Origin of the sequence: Paenibacillus silvestris (assembly GCF_009882985.1) — a bacterium.
Classification (GTDB): domain Bacteria; phylum Bacillota; class Bacilli; order Paenibacillales; family NBRC-103111; genus Paenibacillus_E; species Paenibacillus_E silvestris.
The window spans coordinates 26,051-42,381 of the sequence record NZ_WTUZ01000021.1; the positions used below are offsets into that span (position 1 = coordinate 26,051).

Consider the following 16,331-nt stretch of genomic DNA (forward strand, 5'->3'; position numbering starts at 1 on the left):
ATGAATCCACTTGTTAGTATTCTAATACCAACCTACAACAGGCCTCATTATTTCGAACAAGCGCTGCAGAGTGCATTTAACCAGACGTATGACAATATTGAAATTATCGTTAGCGATAACAGTGACAACGATTTGACGGAGTTAGTCGTCCAGAAATATCAAATGATGCCAGGCGGAACAAAGATCAAATATTACAAAAACCCTCAAAACTTGGGTCCAATCGGGAATCAGCAGCAGAGCTTAAATTTAGCAAATGGTGAGTTTATTAATTATCTTATGGACGATGACTTGTTTCACCTGCAAAAAATAGAAAAAATGATGGCTTACTTAATCCAGTATCCCGATGTCACGATGGTCACATCGCAGCGAAGAGTGATTAACGCTGCAGGCCGTCAGCTGTATGTTCCGCCATTTGGAACGTTTAAACAATTGTACATGAAAGATACGATTGTCGACGGCCGAGTGCTGACAAAGAGGATACTTGAAGACCGAATTAATTATTTGGGCGAGCCGACAACGGTTCTGTTTCGAAGAAAAGCTCTGACGGAGCCCTTTGGCGTATTGCTGGGCAGACAGGCCTATTTTGCTGTGGACATGGCGAGTTGGCTAAGTTTGTTAAGTAAAGGGAAAGGCGTCTACATGGTTCAGCCGCTAAGCTACTTGCGGTACCACACGGAGCAGCTGTCGCAGCACGAGATGGCCAAAGAAGTTGCCCTAATGGATGTCGAAACATTTAAATTTTTTGCTCTCAACCAAGGCTATGCGACACCGGAACAGATCAAAGAACTTGAGAAACAGCTAGGGAAGAAAAAACCGTCTAACAATCAGAAGACGAACCAGCAGACACTTGAGCAAATTAATCAGAAACTGCTTGAAGGTCCGAACAAGAAAACGAGCCAAAAGTCGATTCAAAAGCCAATTCAAAAACCAAATCAGTCATTCAATCCTACAGAACTTCAAAAAACTATCAATAAATTGATCAAACAAACGAATGTGAAAAAGAAAGGGTGAATCTTTGGTGAAATCGATTCTGCGGGAATATAAACAAGCGCGAAGCGAGCAAATCTCGTCGTATTGTTTGCCCATCATCGTCGATGGCAAGGTGCTCGGTCAACTTAAGCCGCTAACGATAGATTCCATCGAGAATGAAGAAGTCATCAAATCGCTAATGGAATGGAGACTTGCCGCCGGCCAGTGGTTTGCCACACAATTCCCAGCGAATGAGGAAGGTACAAGGGCATGGGCACAACATCAGATTCTTGAAGTAGATGACCGGATATTATTTATTTTAGAGGATGAGGAGCAGACGCCAATCGGCCAGATTGGTTTAATGCACTATGATGAAGTGGCCCATACTTGCGAATATGATAATTTGCTAAGAGGCCGCAAAGGTCGTTATGGCAATATTGTTTTGCATGCACTGCTGACTTTAGGGGCATGGAGTTTACGCGAGTTAGGCTTACAGAAAGGGTACTTGAATGTGCTTTCGGATAATGCCCGCGCGATTCATATTTATGAGACTCTAGGAGCTGTGGAAGTGGAGCGGACACCACTGCGCAAAGAAGTTGTAGGCGATGTCATTCGCTGGGTAGCCGCTGAGGGTCAACTGACAGGTGAGCCTGAACGGGAAATGGTTACTATGGTGGTTACCCGGGCAGCCTTTGTGAGCAGATTCGGCCAAATGATTGAACTCGAAAATGGGGAGGGGAAATCGTGGACATAAGGCTATTCAAGCCATCTGTTGGCAATGACGAACTGGAAAGCATTAAGCAAGTATTTAGTAAAGCATGGCTTGGACTAGGTCCTCGAGTAGGCGAGTTTGAGAAAAAATGGAGCGACTATATCGGCACCGCGGAGTCAGTAGGCGTCAATTCCTGCACGGCAGCGCTGCACCTTGCTCTATCTGCTTTTAAATTCCCTCAAGGTAAAAAGGTGCTGGTTCCAGTCGTCACATTTGCAGCAACAGCCATGGCTGTGCTGTATAACGGGCTGGTTCCAGTGTTTGTGGATGTGGATGAAACGACCTTTGGCATCAGCATGGAAGATCTCGAGCGGAAATATGATTCTGATTGCGTAGCGGTCATTCCTGTTCATTTCATGGGTCATCCTGTCCCTATGGATCAGTTGATGCCATGGGCTAGGGCGCGTGGCTTAAAGGTTATTGAAGATACGGCACACTCGGCAGGAGGGAAATATTTGGGGAAGGCCCTTGGGACTTGGGGCGACATTGGATGCTTTAGTTTTGAGGAGAAAAAATGCATGACAACCGGTGATGGCGGGATGATTTCGTCGAACGACCCTGAACTGCTGCGGCCTTTGCGCCACTCGCGCTGGGTCGGGATTAATAAAGATACTTGGGAGCGTTACGAAGAGAATGCATCCTATCATGCTGATGCGAACAGCTGGTATTATGAAATATCTGACGTTGGCTACAAATACAATATGAATGATCTCATGGCCTCCATCGGGCTCGTTCAGTTGGCTAAGCTCGATACGATGAACCGCCGAAGAGAAGAGATTATTCGTCAGTACGTAGTCGGACTTGCGGGCAGCAACCTTGTTCAACCAGCAATCCCCTACAACTTGAACGACTCTTCGTATTGGGCATTTGTTGTTCGCGTGAAGGAGAGAGAGCAGTTTATTCTGCATATGAAGAAAAATGGGGTGGCGACTGGTGTGCATTATATGCCGCTGACCATGCACCCGCTCTTTGTGCCTTATAAAGCCGAAACACCCGTAGCAGATACGCTTTGGCGCGAGCTTGTTACTCTCCCACTGTTCCCTGATTTAACGGATGAAGAGGTCGCATATGTCCTTGAGAGCGTGCAATCTTATGCTCCTTAATGGAGCCAGTTGTGTGAAGGAAATGCTTCCTTACAGCTAGATAATAATGTGAAAATAGACCGAATGCTTTGTGCATTGTGCAAAAGCGGTCTATTTTTTGCTTTTGGTAGAAGCTCGCTTGCCTGCACATAGAAACAGTCCTGCTGATCAGATCAGCAGGACTGTTTCTATGGCAACGGATGATTCTTATATCGCATCGCAAGTCTCGCTTATTAGGATACTGGTTTTCTTTGATTTTTCAAGCTGCAGCGTAAGTTTCTTCAGATCCTTGGCGAGAGAGGATAGTTTCTTCGTTTTCTCGCTTGCGACCGCAAGTTGACGAACTCTTTCCAGTAATTCGTCTAGATATAAGCTATTCGTGGCTTCATTCCACTTGGGGAAATTGTCCATCACTGTTTTTCCCAATCTGTTTACGATTTTGACAAACGTGGAAGAGTCGTCAAAGATTTGCTGTTTTTTTGCCAAAAGGGTAGCATCTATCCAATCGCACTGACACCCCATCCGCGACAAAAGTGTGTTGGTTAATTGGGTAGGATGTTTGCGAAATGAGCTCAAGGGTTCTTGCAGAAAGACGGCATCTTTCTTGACAAGCAAAGCAATCCAGGAGGCAACATCGACGTTGTTATGCGCTTGTTTTCCACCGAAAGTGCCAAATGGCTCAAGCAGATCGGCTTTTCTAAAAAGCACCGTAGTCGGCTCGCCAATGTAGTTTTTGGTGTCAGTCAGCATACTTTGAATTAAGGTTTGCCCGCGCATGGCAGGCTTTTTTATCGTAGATAGTTTAAAAGGGGGAGCATTAGAAATTCGAATGGGTTCCCCGAAATGGTTAATAAGTTGTTTCAACGAGGTGACGAGTCCAATTTTGGGGTTATCCATCAAGTAAGGAAGCATGAGCTCGATTTTTCTCGGATGAAACAAGTCGTCATCCATTAAGTAGTTGATATACTCGCCTTTTGCGAGTCGGAAACACTTCTGCTGGTTGGCTGTAGGCCCGATGTTCGTATTGTTTCTTACATATCTGATTTTGCTGCCGCTTGGTGAGGTCAAGTACGAATTAACCACTTGCTCGGTTGCATCATTTTGGCTATTATCGCAAATGATAATTTCAATGTGGGGATAAGTTTGGTTTAGTGCGCTGACTAATGCTTGCTCCAGAAACTGTGGACGATCAAAGGTCGGCAGCAATATACTTACAAGTGGCGTCATCGTACTCCTCCTTTTTCACCGGCTAGTAGCTGGTGCTGCAGTGAATTACCAAATTTTCCATGGAGCTTGTCCTGAGTCCCAAAGTTTCTGCAATTGCTGTTGATCGCGAAGCGTGTCCATGGCGTACCAGAAGTCATCATGTTTATACGCATGGAGTTGCCCAGAGGTAGCTAGCTGCTCCAAGGGCTCCTTTTCGAAATGGGTAGGGTCACCGTCAATATAATCGAAAACCTGAGGCTGCAAGACAAAGAATCCGCCGTTGATCCAGCCGCCTTCACCTTTCGGCTTTTCTTGAAACTTGGTGATTTCTGTGCCATTCCCGAAAATGAGCGAACCAAATCTAGCCGTAGGCTGAACTGCAGTCAGTGTTGCAAATTTACCGTGATCCTGATGAAACTTCACGACTTCGGGAATGTTCGCGTTGGTCAGTCCGTCCCCGTACGTTAAGAGGAAAGGCTCATCGCCAATATATTTCTGAATACGCTTAATGCGTCCGCCTGTCATGGTCTCATCGCCAGTGTGCACAAGTGTAATTTTCCATGGTTCTGTTGGCGATGTAAGATACTGCGTGGTGTTCGTTTGCAAGTCAATCGTTACATCAGCTGCATGCATGGGATAGGTGGCAAAAAAATCTTTAATGACGTGGCCTTTATATCCTAGACATATAATAAACTCATTAAAGCCATAAAATGAGTAGATTTTCATAATATGCCACAGAATGGGCTTATCACCGATGAGAATCATAGGTTTTGGCTTGGAATGGGTTTCTTCACGAAATCTGGTGCCAAGTCCGCCAGCTAGAATTACGACTTTCATCCTCATTCCTCCTTTCTATGTTTCTAAAAACTAGCTTACTATATCATATGTAAATCTCGTTGATTTGACAGAGACAACTATAAATAGATATGTATAAATGGGTGTACATTTAACGAATAATGAAATTGGATGGTTGAAAAAGTACCAAAGTGGAGGATGAAAGTAAGACCACTTTTCGTTATAATGAGGACAACAGGGCATCTAATCTATATAAAATGGGGTAATCACTATGAACATGTACATCTACTATGCGATATTCTCGCTTATTTTGTTATTTGGATTGGTTACAACCTTTATGATCGGCTTTTCTCGTAAAAACAGGGAAGGCGACACTACGTACTTTCAGAAGACAGGGATAAAATGGGCGCGTCTTACTTCCTTTTATGTGGTGTCGATCGTAGCAGGTTTACTAGCGTTGGTGGCTTATATTTGGTATTTAATCCAATAGGAATAACCGCATCTTTGCTGCATGATGGCAAAGTTGCGGTTTTTTTATTGTTGGCTCTTTACCGACTCGCCCACAATTAACGCCGATTACTCCCGCTATTTTCTGGAAATGAGGAGATATATGGAAATTAACTGGAATTTCCACTGCTAATTTCAGTGTTCTTACCAGATTGAGGCAGTTACCATAGAGATAGATGGAGTTTCTACTGCTATTTCCCTAAAAGCCATCATTTGTGTGGAAATTAGCGGTAGTTTTTCCGGATAATTGCGACGAATGGGCTTGACGAATCCTTCCTGTGCGAAGTTTGAAACGATTCGTACGCTGGGCGAGGTCTTGATTAGCTCTGCCTGAGGCGGCCGCTCTCGCATAGGGTTATGACAGACCCGTAGCCCATCAACGCTCGCATGCCACCGTGCTCGTTTTCGCTAACGGACCCCATAGCGCCTATTACAGGTAAATTGCCTCTATTCAGTATCTAATGGGCTCCAGAGCCGCTATTGCTCAAAAAACTAGCCAATTTTCCTACTATTTATGTGAATAGCGGCATTGGTGTCCGTTAGAATCTCAGACGACCGGTTATTCGCCGCATAAGGTCGCCTCAGTCCGTAAGCAAGGCTGCATACCACACCAATCCGCACTCCACCAATCCCTCGACCGCTCGCATACCACAATTAGCAGCTCTGCACTTGTAAAGTAGCTGACACTGGAGCCTGCTGGAGTTTGATCCGTCAGGCTTATTTATGTTCTTGCAGTGCCTCATATAGCTGAGCTAGCCCCTGACGAATCTCGTCCTGACGAGGTCTTGCGAAGCTGACTCGCATATGGCCTTGATCAGACCCGTAAACACTGCCCGGCACGAATAACACGCCACGTTTGATCGCTTCATCGAGCAGCTTGAAGTCATCGACCTCGCGATTGAATTTACACCAAATATTCAGTCCGCCCTGCGGCTCCATGAAGGAAACCGAGTCGCCCATGATGTCGTGCAAACCCGACATCAGGCTATCGCGCTTAAGCTTTAAACTTTTACGCAAAAGATGAATTTGATTTTCGAAATGGCCACCCGCAATAAAGTGGTTAGCAACCCACTGAGGGATGCGGCTTAAGCCAAAATCCATTTGCTGCCGCGCATCCGTTAAGCGGCTGACTACCGCTTGAGGAGCGATTAACCAGCCAATGCGTAAGCCGGAGGCGGCAATTTTGGATAAAGAGCCAATGTATAAGACATTGCCGGTTTTATCCAGCGATTTTAAAGTGGGCGGCGGAGTCCCTTCAAAAGATGTTAACGTGAACGGATCATCCTCGACAATCGGGATGCCAAGCTCTGACGCAATGCTGAGCAAGCGAGTTTTGCGTTCAAGAGATAAGACGCTTCCGGTTGGATTTTGAAAGTTAGGATTAAGAAATAACATGCGAATGCGATGCTGCCGATGCAAGGCGATAATATCATCCGGATTCATACCCTCGTCATCGACGGGCAAACGGAACAGCCGAAGGCCTGCCGACTGAAACATTGGTAACGAATAGCAGTAGGAGGGATCCTCGATGGCAACCGCGTCACCGGGACTCAGCAGGCATTGCGTAATCAGATAAAGTGACTGCTGCGAGCCGGAAGTAATAAGAATGGAGGATTCCGTGCTCTGGATATGCAGCTGCGTCTCAAGAAAGCGAACGAGGGTTTCCCTGAGCGGGGAATACCCTTGTGGGTCATCATAGCCGAGATCCTCTTGGAAAGACTTTGTTTGCAAGAGCTCGCGGATGATGTCATTCGGAAATAAATCGGTCGACAGCTCGCCGCTTGCAAAGTCGATGGCCCCCGGAGCTATCCGCAGCTCTTCGCGAATTCGCCGGATAAAAGGCAAATTCGGCAGGAAGGTGCCGCCTTCCACATACGTTTTCCAATTGGGAGTTTGTTTCGGCGTAATTCCCCATTTATGTCTAGTTACCCTTGTGCCGCTTCCTTTGGCGCTTTCAATAATGCCGGAAGCACGCAGCTCTTCATAAGCAAGGATTACGGTACTTCGGTTCACTCCCAGGCTGTCGGCTAACTTTCTTTCGGAAGGCAGCGAGCTTCCTGGCGGGAATTCCCCGAAGGTTATTCTACGTTCTATATAATCAGCAATTTGCTGATAGATTGGCTTCTTAACGGATCGATCTGGCTTCCACATCTCGGTGTCAACACCTTCACTTTAAGTATTTCCTAGTTGGAGAAAATATTGCAAACCAATTATAGCATCTCAGGTGTGAGGAGCATCATGCCAAGTTATCCTAGAATGTTCCAAAATGATGAACATGAAGAACCCTCTTTCGCACTACCATACTTGTATGGTAGTATGGTAATAACAATTGGATCTGGGGGGTGAATCACAACTTTGTATATCAAACCAATGATTAGCACGACACGCGATGCCGTTTACCATGCTCTTAAGGAGCAAATTCTTATGCTGGATTTGCTGCCGGGCACAGGGATTTCGGAGAAGGAAATCTCTGTACAATTTGGCGTGAGCCGAACACCGGTGCGTGAGAGCTTCGCGCAGTTATCACAAGAAGGTTTACTTGATATTTACCCGCAGCGCGGTACGGTTGTTTCCCTTATCGATCTGGAGCGTGTGGAAGAAGCGCGCTTTATTCGGGAACAGCTGGAGCGGGCTGTTATTACCTTAGCGTGTGCGAGTTTCCCCGCAGATGCGATGCAGCAGCTCCGATCTAATCTCGCTTATCAGCAAGTTTCTATGCGAGAGAAGGATTATAAGAAGATGTTTGAATTGGATGAAGCTTTCCACCGGACAATCTTTGAAGGATGCAAAAAGCTGAATACTTGGGCAATCATCCAGCAAGTGAATGTTCATCTGAACCGGACGCGCATGCTCAGATTGGCCGCGGATCATCGATGGGATGAGCTGTATGAGCAGCATGAACAGATGGTGGATGCGATTGAACATCACGAAGCCAGCAAAGCTGAGCAAGTGATGAACACACATCTTCACCTTACGATTGCGGATCAAACCGTATTGAAGGAGAAATTTCCGACGTATTTCAAATAAGCAATGGCAGGAGGCGGCAACACGATGAAAATGGTATTTCGTTGGTTTGGCGAAGGCAATGATACAGTAACACTGGAGCAAATTAAGCAAATTCCAGGTGTAGAGGGCATTGTTTGGGCGCTCCACGATGTTCCGGCTGGTGAAGAGTGGCCGATGGATAAAATCTTGCAGGTCAAAGAAGCCGCTGATAAGGCTGGCCTTCATATGAAGGTCGTCGAAAGCGTTAACATTCATGAGGATATCAAGCTCGGACTGCCTAGCAGAGATAGCTACATTGACAATTATAAGAAGACAATTGTGAAGCTGGCTGAGGTTGGCGTGAAAGTCATTTGTTATAACTTCATGCCTGTATTTGACTGGGTGCGTACGGACCTACATAAGGAATTGGAAGATGGATCTACCGCGCTATTTTATGAAAAAGAAAAAGTCGCCCATCTGAACTTGGAAGAACAGGTGCAGCGGATTAACGCCAACCCGAATTTCACAATGCCGGGCTGGGAGCCGGAGCGTCTAGGTCGTTTGACTGAACTATTCGATGCCTACCGGGATGTGTCAGAGGAGCAGCTTTTTGACAACGCCAAATATTTTCTTGAAGCCATCATTCCTTTCGCAGCAAAATATGATATTCGAATGGCGATCCATCCGGATGACCCGCCTTGGCCTATCTTTGGACTACCGCGCATTATTACGGGTCAAGCCAATATTCGCCGTTTCCTAGGACTAGTAGATAGTCCCTACAACGGACTGACGATGTGCAGTGGATCGCTCGGCGCGAATCCGGCGAACGATATTGTCGCTATCGTGAATGAGTTCGCTGATCGAATTCCGTTTGCTCATATTCGCAATGTTCGTGTGTATGACAATGGTGATTTCATTGAAACTTCGCACCGGACAACAGACGGCACAGTAGATATTGCTGGAATTGTGAACGCGCTGCATGAGAATGATTATGAAGGCTTCTGCCGTCCGGATCATGGACGACATATTTGGGACGAACAATGCAGACCTGGTTACGGCTTGTATGATCGTGCACTTGGCATTATGTATTTGTGGGGATTGTGGGACGCAAACCGCAGGAAATTACAAACAGGAAGAATGGGGGACTAGACATGAAAGGCATTACGAATTTTCCAGCCTTGCAAGGTAAAGTTGTCGTTATTACAGGTGGAGCCGGCGTACTCTGCCGGGTTATGGCCCTGGAGCTCGCGCGTCAAGGCGGGCGAATCGCCATTCTCAACCGTACCGTAGAGAAAGGGCAGGAGGTTGTCGCTGAGATTACCGCAGCAGGCGGTGAAGCCATCGCATTGTCTTGCGACGTAACGGATGCGGAGAGTGTAACACAAGCGGCAGAAGCGATCCTGGAGCAGCTTGGACCGTGCGATATTCTGATCAATGGCGCCGGAGGCAATCATGCCAGTGCGAATACGACGAACGAAACGTTCAAGCTGGAAGACTTGGCGAATCCGGACATTCAGACCTTCTACGATCTTAGCGTGCCAGGCTTCCGCAATGTGCTTGACTTGAACTTTGTCGGAACGTTGATTCCGACGCAGATTTTCACGAAGCAAATGATCGGCAGACAAGACGCTACCGTCATCAATATTTCGTCGATGAGCGCGCCTTCGCCGATGACGAAAGTTCCGGCTTACAGCGCTGCGAAAGCCGCCATCGATAACTTCACGCAGTGGTTAGCTGTGCACTTAGCGGAGAGCGGCATTCGCGTCAACGCGATCGCGCCGGGGTTCTTCTTGACGAAGCAGAATGAGAAGCTGCTGCTGAAGGAAGACGGAACGCTCACGGATCGTTCGCACAAAATTATTACCCACACGCCGATGCGTCGATTCGGGAAACCGGAGGACCTGCTCGGCACGCTGCTTTGGTTGACAGACCCTAATATGTCTGGCTTCGTAACCGGTGCCACCATTCCTGTGGATGGCGGATTCATGGCGTACTCAGGCGTTTAAGAATGACTGCGTATTGAAAAAGCTTATTTTACGAAAGGGTTGCCGTGAAAACGGCAGCTTTTTTGTGCAAGAGGTAATAAAATTGCGGGGTTGGAGAGTGTATTTCAACTGGTTTTTGTTCGGGGGCGATGAGGGGAAGCGCATGAGGAGAAGCAAACTCATTGGACGAATGCCAACGAACATGCGATTTCTGACGCTTAAATGCTATTCTAGTTGGACAAAATCCAACGAAGTGATGAATTTTGTAGGGGTTCAGGGCCTTTTTAGCCGACCAGGTTGGATTTCATCCAACGAAAAGAGGAATGAAAACGTCTGCACGACGTTCTCAATGGATTTCGTCCAATGAGGGCTGGAAGCATGCTAACGTCTATGGTCTATTGTTCGTCGAATTGGTGATTTTCAAAAAAAATTCAAACATGTGCAACCTTTTTTGAAACAGCTCCGTTTAGTAGTTAACTCGAAAGGGTAATAAAAAATAACTTGTTAAAGGGAGAATAGTTACTGTGAAAAAATTAGCTACAGCAGCATTGTCGACTGTCCTATTAGGAGCACTATCATTTAATACCGCATTCGCCTTCTCGGATGTTGAAAGCGGACAAGCCGAGGCAATTAACGCACTGCGTGATCGTGGCGTTGTTAGTGGCGTAGATCATGAACATTTTGCTCCAAAAGGAAAAATCAGCTATGCACAGTCCGTACAAATCATTGTAAAAGGTTTGGATCTGAACATCGACTTGCTCCGTTTCGTTAAGCAGCCGCTCGCTTCTGATTTCTACACAAACATCGGAAATGACTCATGGTATGCTGAGGCGTTCATCATCGCTCATTACAATGGCGTCGATCTTCCGAAAGATGTGAATCCGAATGCTAGCATTACGCGTGAGCAATTCGGGGCGTTGTTAATGAATGCTCTTGAGAAAAAAGGCAATTTCCCGATGATTAACATCAAACCAGCAGACGTTAAGGATGCTGACCAAATTACTCCGGAGTATCAAGGTGCTCTGCAACGTATGCTCGCGTACAAAATTGCCGCGCTTGACAACAATGGCAAGCTAAGCCCGAAAGCAGAAATTACTCGCGGTGAAGCAGCAACTTGGGTTTATAACGCAAGCAAAGTATTGGACGCACATACACAAGTTCCAGCACCAACAGAAACGGTTGCCGTGAATGTTGAAAAAGTTTCCGACGATGTTAACAAAGTGACGTTGTCTCGCGAATCTAAACCAACTGCAGGTTATAGCATTGAGATTACTGGCATCCAATTTGGAGCAGACGGCAATGCAGTCGTTTCTTACAAACTAGTTGATCCGCAACCAGACTCCATGAATGCTGAAGTGATTACGGAGCCAAAAGCGGTAACGTATATCTCTTCCAAATACAAAGCGGTAGCTGAGCCAGCTGCAAAATAAGAACAAAGGTGCTTCCTCATTATGAGAGAAGCACCTTTTTTTATTCCGAATTAGCTGTCGGGGGAACTGAGTTTCCGGTACGTTCCTGGGGCGTGGCCGGTCGCTTTTTTAAACAAATTGTGAAATGCCGTGGCACTTTCATATCCGACTAACCCCGCAATCTGCTCCACCGAGAACTCGGTTGTGCTCAAATATCGACGGGCTGCGTGGATGCGCTGGCGAATAGCAAATTGAATCGGGCTCTCTCCATAGGTGTCACGAAATAAATGACTAAGATGCGATGGGCTTAGGTAAACGTGGTCGGCAATTTGTTTGATCGTAGGTGATTCATGATACCGCTCTTCGATGTATCTTCTTGCCTTCGATACAGCGGCTTGCGTGGACAAGCGTGCTGTTTTGGCTGATGCATGCTGCTTCGTTCGGTGCACTTCCAGAAGGAGCAGTTCTAACAGCAAATCAGCGGAACTTAACGTCTCGGACCAGCCTTCGCTCACCTCCTCACAAAGGTCATGAAAGAGACGGTGTATCCGCTCATCATTTGTACGCACAGAGAACACAGGCAGCTCGTTGCTTTCGAGTAGGCAATGTTCTGGCAATCCTGCCAACTGCAGCGTATGAAATCCAGCGTAATAAAAGGAAAACGGGGCTTCCACGCGCGATCGCTCCTCATGCCAAACAAGCGGATGAAATAAGACCATATCCCCAGCTCGCGCCTCATAATGCTTACCGTCAATCCAATAGTCCGCTTCTCCTTCGGCTACAAAAAGAATCTCCATCATGGCCTCATGACGATGAAGAGGGAAATGACAGCTTTCACCAGCTTTGCGATGAAAAGCCATCGCGCCTTCCAAGACCGGACGCTTCAGGAATAAAGTGCTCATTGGTCATCCCCTTTTGCAAGAATGAATAGGTTTGCAGCAGCTCTCAGAATCGATTGTTCATTTAAATTAGCTTAGCATATAAGTATTAATTGGAACAATCACAAGGGAGGTATAAGCGTGAATCCAAACACAGCTATTCACAAGATCGAAGAGGCTTTGCTAGCACTAGACGTTACGGACGATCTATTAACTGCTGAGGAGAAAAGGAGTCTTGACGAGAGGGGCTTCGTCTTGTTTACAGGAATGCTGGCGACAGATGAGCTTGAACATGTACGCGCCAAGTATGAGGAACTGATGGATAAGGAAGGGATGAACGCGGGGAAAGAGGTGCATCAGGAGGAAGGGACACGTAGGCTCTCCGACCTTGTGAATAAAGGCGAATGCTTCGATCGTGTATATACGCATCCGAAACTGTTGGCAGCCATCTATCACGTGTTGCAGCGGGAATTTATGCTTTCCTCGTTGAACGCGCGCGATGCTATCCCTGGTGCCGGATTGCAGGCTTTGCACGCCGATTGGGGCGCACGTCAAGAGCACGAGCCGTTCCACGTGTGCAATTCAATCTGGCTGATCGATGATTTTACACGTGAGAACGGGGCTACCCGCGTCGTACCGGGCACGCACAGACTGCCCGGCTATCCGCAAGAGCACGGCATTGATCCTCTTGCACCTCACCCGCAAGAGGAATTGATTGTTGCACCTGCCGGCTCCGTCGGCGTGTTCAATTCGCACCTTTGGCATGGCGGTACGCTGAACCAAACAGCCAATACGCGGCGGGCACTGCATGCGTATTTCACGGCAAGGGAGCATAAGCAGCAGCTCGACCAGGCCGCGTATATTCGCAAGAGTACTTATGACCGAATAAGCCCAGCTGCACGTTATATATTGAATGTGTAAGTTTCATTCAACGTAAAGAGACCTAACGGAAAATATCCGTTAGGTCTTTCTTCCATCTGCGGGCCTTCCCAGTACTACCGATGTTCGATGAGGTCAATAGCCCCTAGAACGACATGAGCCAGGCCAAATCCAAGCACACCAGTTGCTGCAAGCTTATACTTGCCTCCAAGTAAAGAAGCAGCAGAAGCCGTTACGACAGTTCCAAGAACAGCAGGGATTAAACCTTCACGCATGTGTATCACTCCCATTGGTTTTATTGGAAAGACAAAGCTTATTTTAGAACAAAAGAGCGAAAATTATCCGTTCAGAAAAAAACGGTTGCAAAAGCAATTCGATCAACTTATGATAATAATTGAATTCATGAAATTACTTATTGATTAATAAAATTATTAATTTAAGGAGCGAATTTCTGTGACTAACCGAATAACCATTAATACCGATCGCGCGAAAGGCACGATTAATCGCAATATTTATGGGCATTTTTCCGAGCATTTGGGACGGTGCATTTATGAAGGCTTATGGGTGGGCGAAGATTCAGAAATTCCGAATACGAATGGGATTCGCAACGATGTCGCTGCTGCGTTAAAGAAGATGAAAATCCCCGTATTACGCTGGCCGGGCGGCTGTTTCGCAGACGAATATCACTGGAAAGACGGCATCGGTCCGAAAGAAAACCGGAAACGAATGATTAATACCCATTGGGGCGGCGTGGTGGAAAATAATCATTTTGGAACGCATGAATTTATGATGCTCTGCGAGATGTTAGAATGCGAGCCCTATATTAACGGCAATGTAGGGAGCGGGACCGTTCAGGAGATGGCCGACTGGGTCGAATATTTGACCTTTGAGGGTGTGTCTCCGATGGCCGAAATGCGCGAGGCCAACGGCAGACCAGCTCCTTGGAAAGTGAAATACTTTGGCGTGGGGAATGAGAACTGGGGCTGTGGGGGGAACATGCGGCCTGAATATTATGCAGATCTATACCGCCAGTTCCAGACCTATGTGCGCAACTACGGCAGTAACCGCATACATAAAATTGCTTGTGGACCGAACACGGACGATTATCACTGGATGGAAACACTTATGAAGCAGGCGCATCGTTTTATGGACTCAATTACATTGCATTATTACACGGTTCCCGGCGATTCCTGGCAGGAAAAAGGGGCAGCAACTGGGTTTCCAGAAGACATGTGGCACGTAACGCTGAAGAAAGCCATGTTCATGGAAGAGTTGATTAGCAAACATTCTGCCATTATGGATCAATATGATCCTGATAAGCGAATCGGGCTGCTCGTTGATGAGTGGGGGACGTGGCACGATGTGGAGCCGGGAACGAATCCGGGCTTCCTGTATCAGCAGAACACGATCCGCGATGCGCTCGTCGCAGGGATTTCGCTGAACATTTTTAATGAGCATTGTGACCGCGTACAGATGGCGAACATCGCTCAGCTGGTGAATGTGCTGCAGGCTGTTATCCTTACGGAAGGGGAGAAAATGGTGCTAACGCCAACCTATCATGTATTCGACATGTATAAGGTTCATCAGGACGCGCAGCTCTTGGATGTACACCTATCCATTGAAGAGCTTGGCGAAGGAAAACAAGCCATTCCGCAGATCTCTGTCTCGGCTTCCAAAGATGAAGAGGGCCGCGTTCACATCAGCCTTTGCAATTTGGATCATCAAGCCAGCGCAAATGTGGAGTTAGAACTCCGCGGCTTAATCAACAAGTTTGTCTCAGTGAAAGGAAGCACATTGACTTCAGACACAATGGACGGACATAACACCTTCGAAGAGACAAACAAAGTAGCGCCAACGGAATTCACCGCGTTCAGCTTGGTCGATCAGGTGATTAGCGCGGATCTTCCTCCGATGTCCGTCACGGTTTTGGAATTGACTGCGGAGTAGGAAATGATGCTGGGGAATCGCGAGTGCAAGGGATGCCGGGAGGATTTCAAGATTACGGCTGCCCAAATTGACAAGATGCTGCAAGCGCCTATGTTTCAGTCCGCAGAAGCCTGCGTCCCTGACTCGGTATACCACGAGCGGTTAAGCCTGTGCAGCGAATGTCCCAAGCTCGTTAGCGGGCATACATGCTCGCTATGCGGATGTATTGTGCGAATTACCGCCAAGCTGCGGGATAAAAGCTGTCCATATCCAGGTGCGACGGGATGGCAGCGTTATAAGGCGTAGAGAAGGTGTACAACCCAACCTATACACATATGCAAAAAAAGGCATTCTGGAAGTAGGAAAACTACTTGTCAGAATGCCTTATTCGTGTTGAAAAGCCTTCGGTGCCCATTACTTCTTAATCAACTTCAATTGGATGGCTTGCTCTTCTGTCAAAATGAATTCCTCTTTGGGCCATATTTCCTCGTTTTTATCTCTCCCGAAGAGACGCAAAATCTCGTTCCACACGCCTTTTTCAATAGCTTCCGCGGCTGAAATCATGATTTTCACATCGATCGCCTCCAATTGTTGTCTTTAGACTTCAACTAGCTCGTTCTGCTGAATATGCTGCTCTCCCCAAGCGCACATTGCATCCAGTATAGGCTTGAATGACCAACCATACGGTGTTAGTGAATAGACAACTTTGGGCGGCACTTGCTCATAGCTCGTTCTTTTCACCATGCCGTCCTGCTCAAGCTCCCGCAATTGCTGGGTAAGCATTTTCTGGGTAATATCAGGCATTGATCGCTTTAATTCGCTTGTTCGTTTGTCGCCTTTATCCAAATGGCATAAAATGACGACCTTCCACTTGCCGCCGATGACATCAAGCGTTGCTTCAACGGGAATATTATAGGGCATAGTCTACCTCCGTATTT

General features: G+C 46.9%; 18 protein-coding genes. 11 read left to right on the forward strand and 7 right to left on the reverse strand.

Annotation, left to right across the window (positions count from 1 at the left end):
• The 3 genes from GQF01_RS18680 to GQF01_RS18690 are packed head-to-tail and all read left to right on the forward strand — an operon-like array spanning position 1 to position 2,844.
• On the forward strand, positions 1-1,011 hold the full coding sequence (locus GQF01_RS18680; protein ID WP_161408269.1) for a glycosyltransferase family 2 protein: 1,011 nt from the start codon (positions 1-3) through the stop codon (positions 1,009-1,011).
• Between the two features lie 7 nt (positions 1,012-1,018).
• A complete protein-coding gene (locus GQF01_RS18685) occupies positions 1,019-1,723 on the forward strand; it encodes a GNAT family N-acetyltransferase (RefSeq protein ID WP_202556498.1) in 705 nt (234 codons plus the stop codon).
• The gene (locus tag GQF01_RS18690) at positions 1,714-2,844 is read left to right on the forward strand and encodes a DegT/DnrJ/EryC1/StrS family aminotransferase (RefSeq protein WP_161408271.1); all 1,131 of its coding nucleotides are present in this window, start codon (positions 1,714-1,716) and stop codon (positions 2,842-2,844) included. Before GQF01_RS18685 ends, GQF01_RS18690 begins: the two co-directional genes overlap by 10 nt.
• Positions 2,845-3,030: 186 nt before the next feature.
• On the opposite strand, the gene GQF01_RS18695 is transcribed toward GQF01_RS18690, so the two are convergent.
• The gene (locus GQF01_RS18695; RefSeq protein ID WP_161408272.1) at positions 3,031-4,050 is read right to left on the reverse strand and encodes a glycosyltransferase family 2 protein; all 1,020 of its coding nucleotides are present in this window, start codon (positions 4,048-4,050) and stop codon (positions 3,031-3,033) included.
• A 45-nt stretch (positions 4,051-4,095) separates the two neighbouring features.
• Positions 4,096-4,866: a glucose-1-phosphate cytidylyltransferase gene (gene rfbF, locus GQF01_RS18700; protein ID WP_161408273.1), complete on the reverse strand. Its 771-nt coding sequence runs from the start codon at positions 4,864-4,866 to the stop codon at positions 4,096-4,098.
• Between the two features lie 229 nt (positions 4,867-5,095).
• Here rfbF and GQF01_RS18705 point away from each other — a divergent pair, with 229 nt between their 5' ends.
• Positions 5,096-5,314, forward strand: a complete 219-nt coding sequence (locus tag GQF01_RS18705; protein ID WP_161408274.1) for a hypothetical protein — start codon at positions 5,096-5,098, stop codon at positions 5,312-5,314.
• 734 nt (positions 5,315-6,048) lie between these two features.
• On the opposite strand, the gene pdxR is transcribed toward GQF01_RS18705, so the two are convergent.
• Positions 6,049-7,482, reverse strand: coding sequence for a MocR-like pyridoxine biosynthesis transcription factor PdxR (pdxR, locus tag GQF01_RS18710; RefSeq protein ID WP_161408275.1), 1,434 nt, complete (start codon positions 7,480-7,482; stop codon positions 6,049-6,051).
• Positions 7,483-7,701: 219 nt separating this feature from the next.
• Between pdxR and GQF01_RS18715 the strand changes: the two genes are divergently transcribed.
• The 4 genes from GQF01_RS18715 (at position 7,702) to GQF01_RS18730 (ending at position 11,731) form a co-directional block, all read left to right on the forward strand.
• Positions 7,702-8,358, forward strand: a complete 657-nt coding sequence (locus GQF01_RS18715; RefSeq protein ID WP_161408534.1) for a GntR family transcriptional regulator — start codon at positions 7,702-7,704, stop codon at positions 8,356-8,358.
• A 24-nt stretch (positions 8,359-8,382) separates the two neighbouring features.
• Entirely contained in the window at positions 8,383-9,465 is a 1,083-nt protein-coding gene (gene uxuA, locus GQF01_RS18720; protein ID WP_161408276.1) for a mannonate dehydratase, read from the forward strand.
• Between the two features lie 2 nt (positions 9,466-9,467).
• A complete protein-coding gene (locus GQF01_RS18725) occupies positions 9,468-10,322 on the forward strand; it encodes an SDR family oxidoreductase (protein WP_161408277.1) in 855 nt (284 codons plus the stop codon).
• 503 nt (positions 10,323-10,825) lie between these two features.
• The gene (locus tag GQF01_RS18730) at positions 10,826-11,731 is read left to right on the forward strand and encodes an S-layer homology domain-containing protein (RefSeq protein ID WP_328803485.1); all 906 of its coding nucleotides are present in this window, start codon (positions 10,826-10,828) and stop codon (positions 11,729-11,731) included.
• Between the two features lie 50 nt (positions 11,732-11,781).
• On the opposite strand, the gene GQF01_RS18735 is transcribed toward GQF01_RS18730, so the two are convergent.
• Entirely contained in the window at positions 11,782-12,612 is an 831-nt protein-coding gene (locus GQF01_RS18735) for an AraC family transcriptional regulator (RefSeq protein WP_161408278.1), read from the reverse strand.
• A 117-nt stretch (positions 12,613-12,729) separates the two neighbouring features.
• On the opposite strand from GQF01_RS18735, the gene GQF01_RS18740 reads away from it, so the two are divergent.
• Positions 12,730-13,509 carry a phytanoyl-CoA dioxygenase family protein gene (locus GQF01_RS18740; RefSeq protein WP_202556500.1) on the forward strand — a complete coding sequence of 260 codons (780 nt, stop codon included), beginning with the start codon at positions 12,730-12,732 and terminating at the stop codon, positions 13,507-13,509.
• Positions 13,510-13,583: 74 nt separating this feature from the next.
• On the opposite strand, the gene GQF01_RS18745 is transcribed toward GQF01_RS18740, so the two are convergent.
• Positions 13,584-13,742: an asparagine synthase gene (locus GQF01_RS18745; RefSeq protein WP_145655641.1), complete on the reverse strand. Its 159-nt coding sequence runs from the start codon at positions 13,740-13,742 to the stop codon at positions 13,584-13,586.
• Between the two features lie 178 nt (positions 13,743-13,920).
• On the opposite strand from GQF01_RS18745, the gene GQF01_RS18750 reads away from it, so the two are divergent.
• Positions 13,921-15,414, forward strand: a complete 1,494-nt coding sequence (locus GQF01_RS18750) for an alpha-N-arabinofuranosidase (RefSeq protein WP_161408279.1) — start codon at positions 13,921-13,923, stop codon at positions 15,412-15,414.
• A 6-nt stretch (positions 15,415-15,420) separates the two neighbouring features.
• On the forward strand, positions 15,421-15,699 hold the full coding sequence (locus GQF01_RS18755) for a DUF6171 family protein (RefSeq protein ID WP_235960019.1): 279 nt from the start codon (positions 15,421-15,423) through the stop codon (positions 15,697-15,699).
• Positions 15,700-15,807: 108 nt separating this feature from the next.
• Here the strand turns inward: GQF01_RS18755 and GQF01_RS35955 are convergent, their stop codons facing one another.
• Positions 15,808-15,966 (reverse strand): hypothetical protein, encoded by a 159-nt coding sequence (locus GQF01_RS35955; RefSeq protein ID WP_164819394.1) that lies wholly within the window; start codon positions 15,964-15,966, stop codon positions 15,808-15,810.
• Positions 15,967-15,990: 24 nt separating this feature from the next.
• Complete coding sequence (locus GQF01_RS18760) at positions 15,991-16,314, reverse strand: winged helix-turn-helix transcriptional regulator (protein ID WP_161408280.1); 324 nt, start codon at positions 16,312-16,314, stop codon at positions 15,991-15,993.
• Positions 16,315-16,331: the final 17 nt, after the last annotated feature.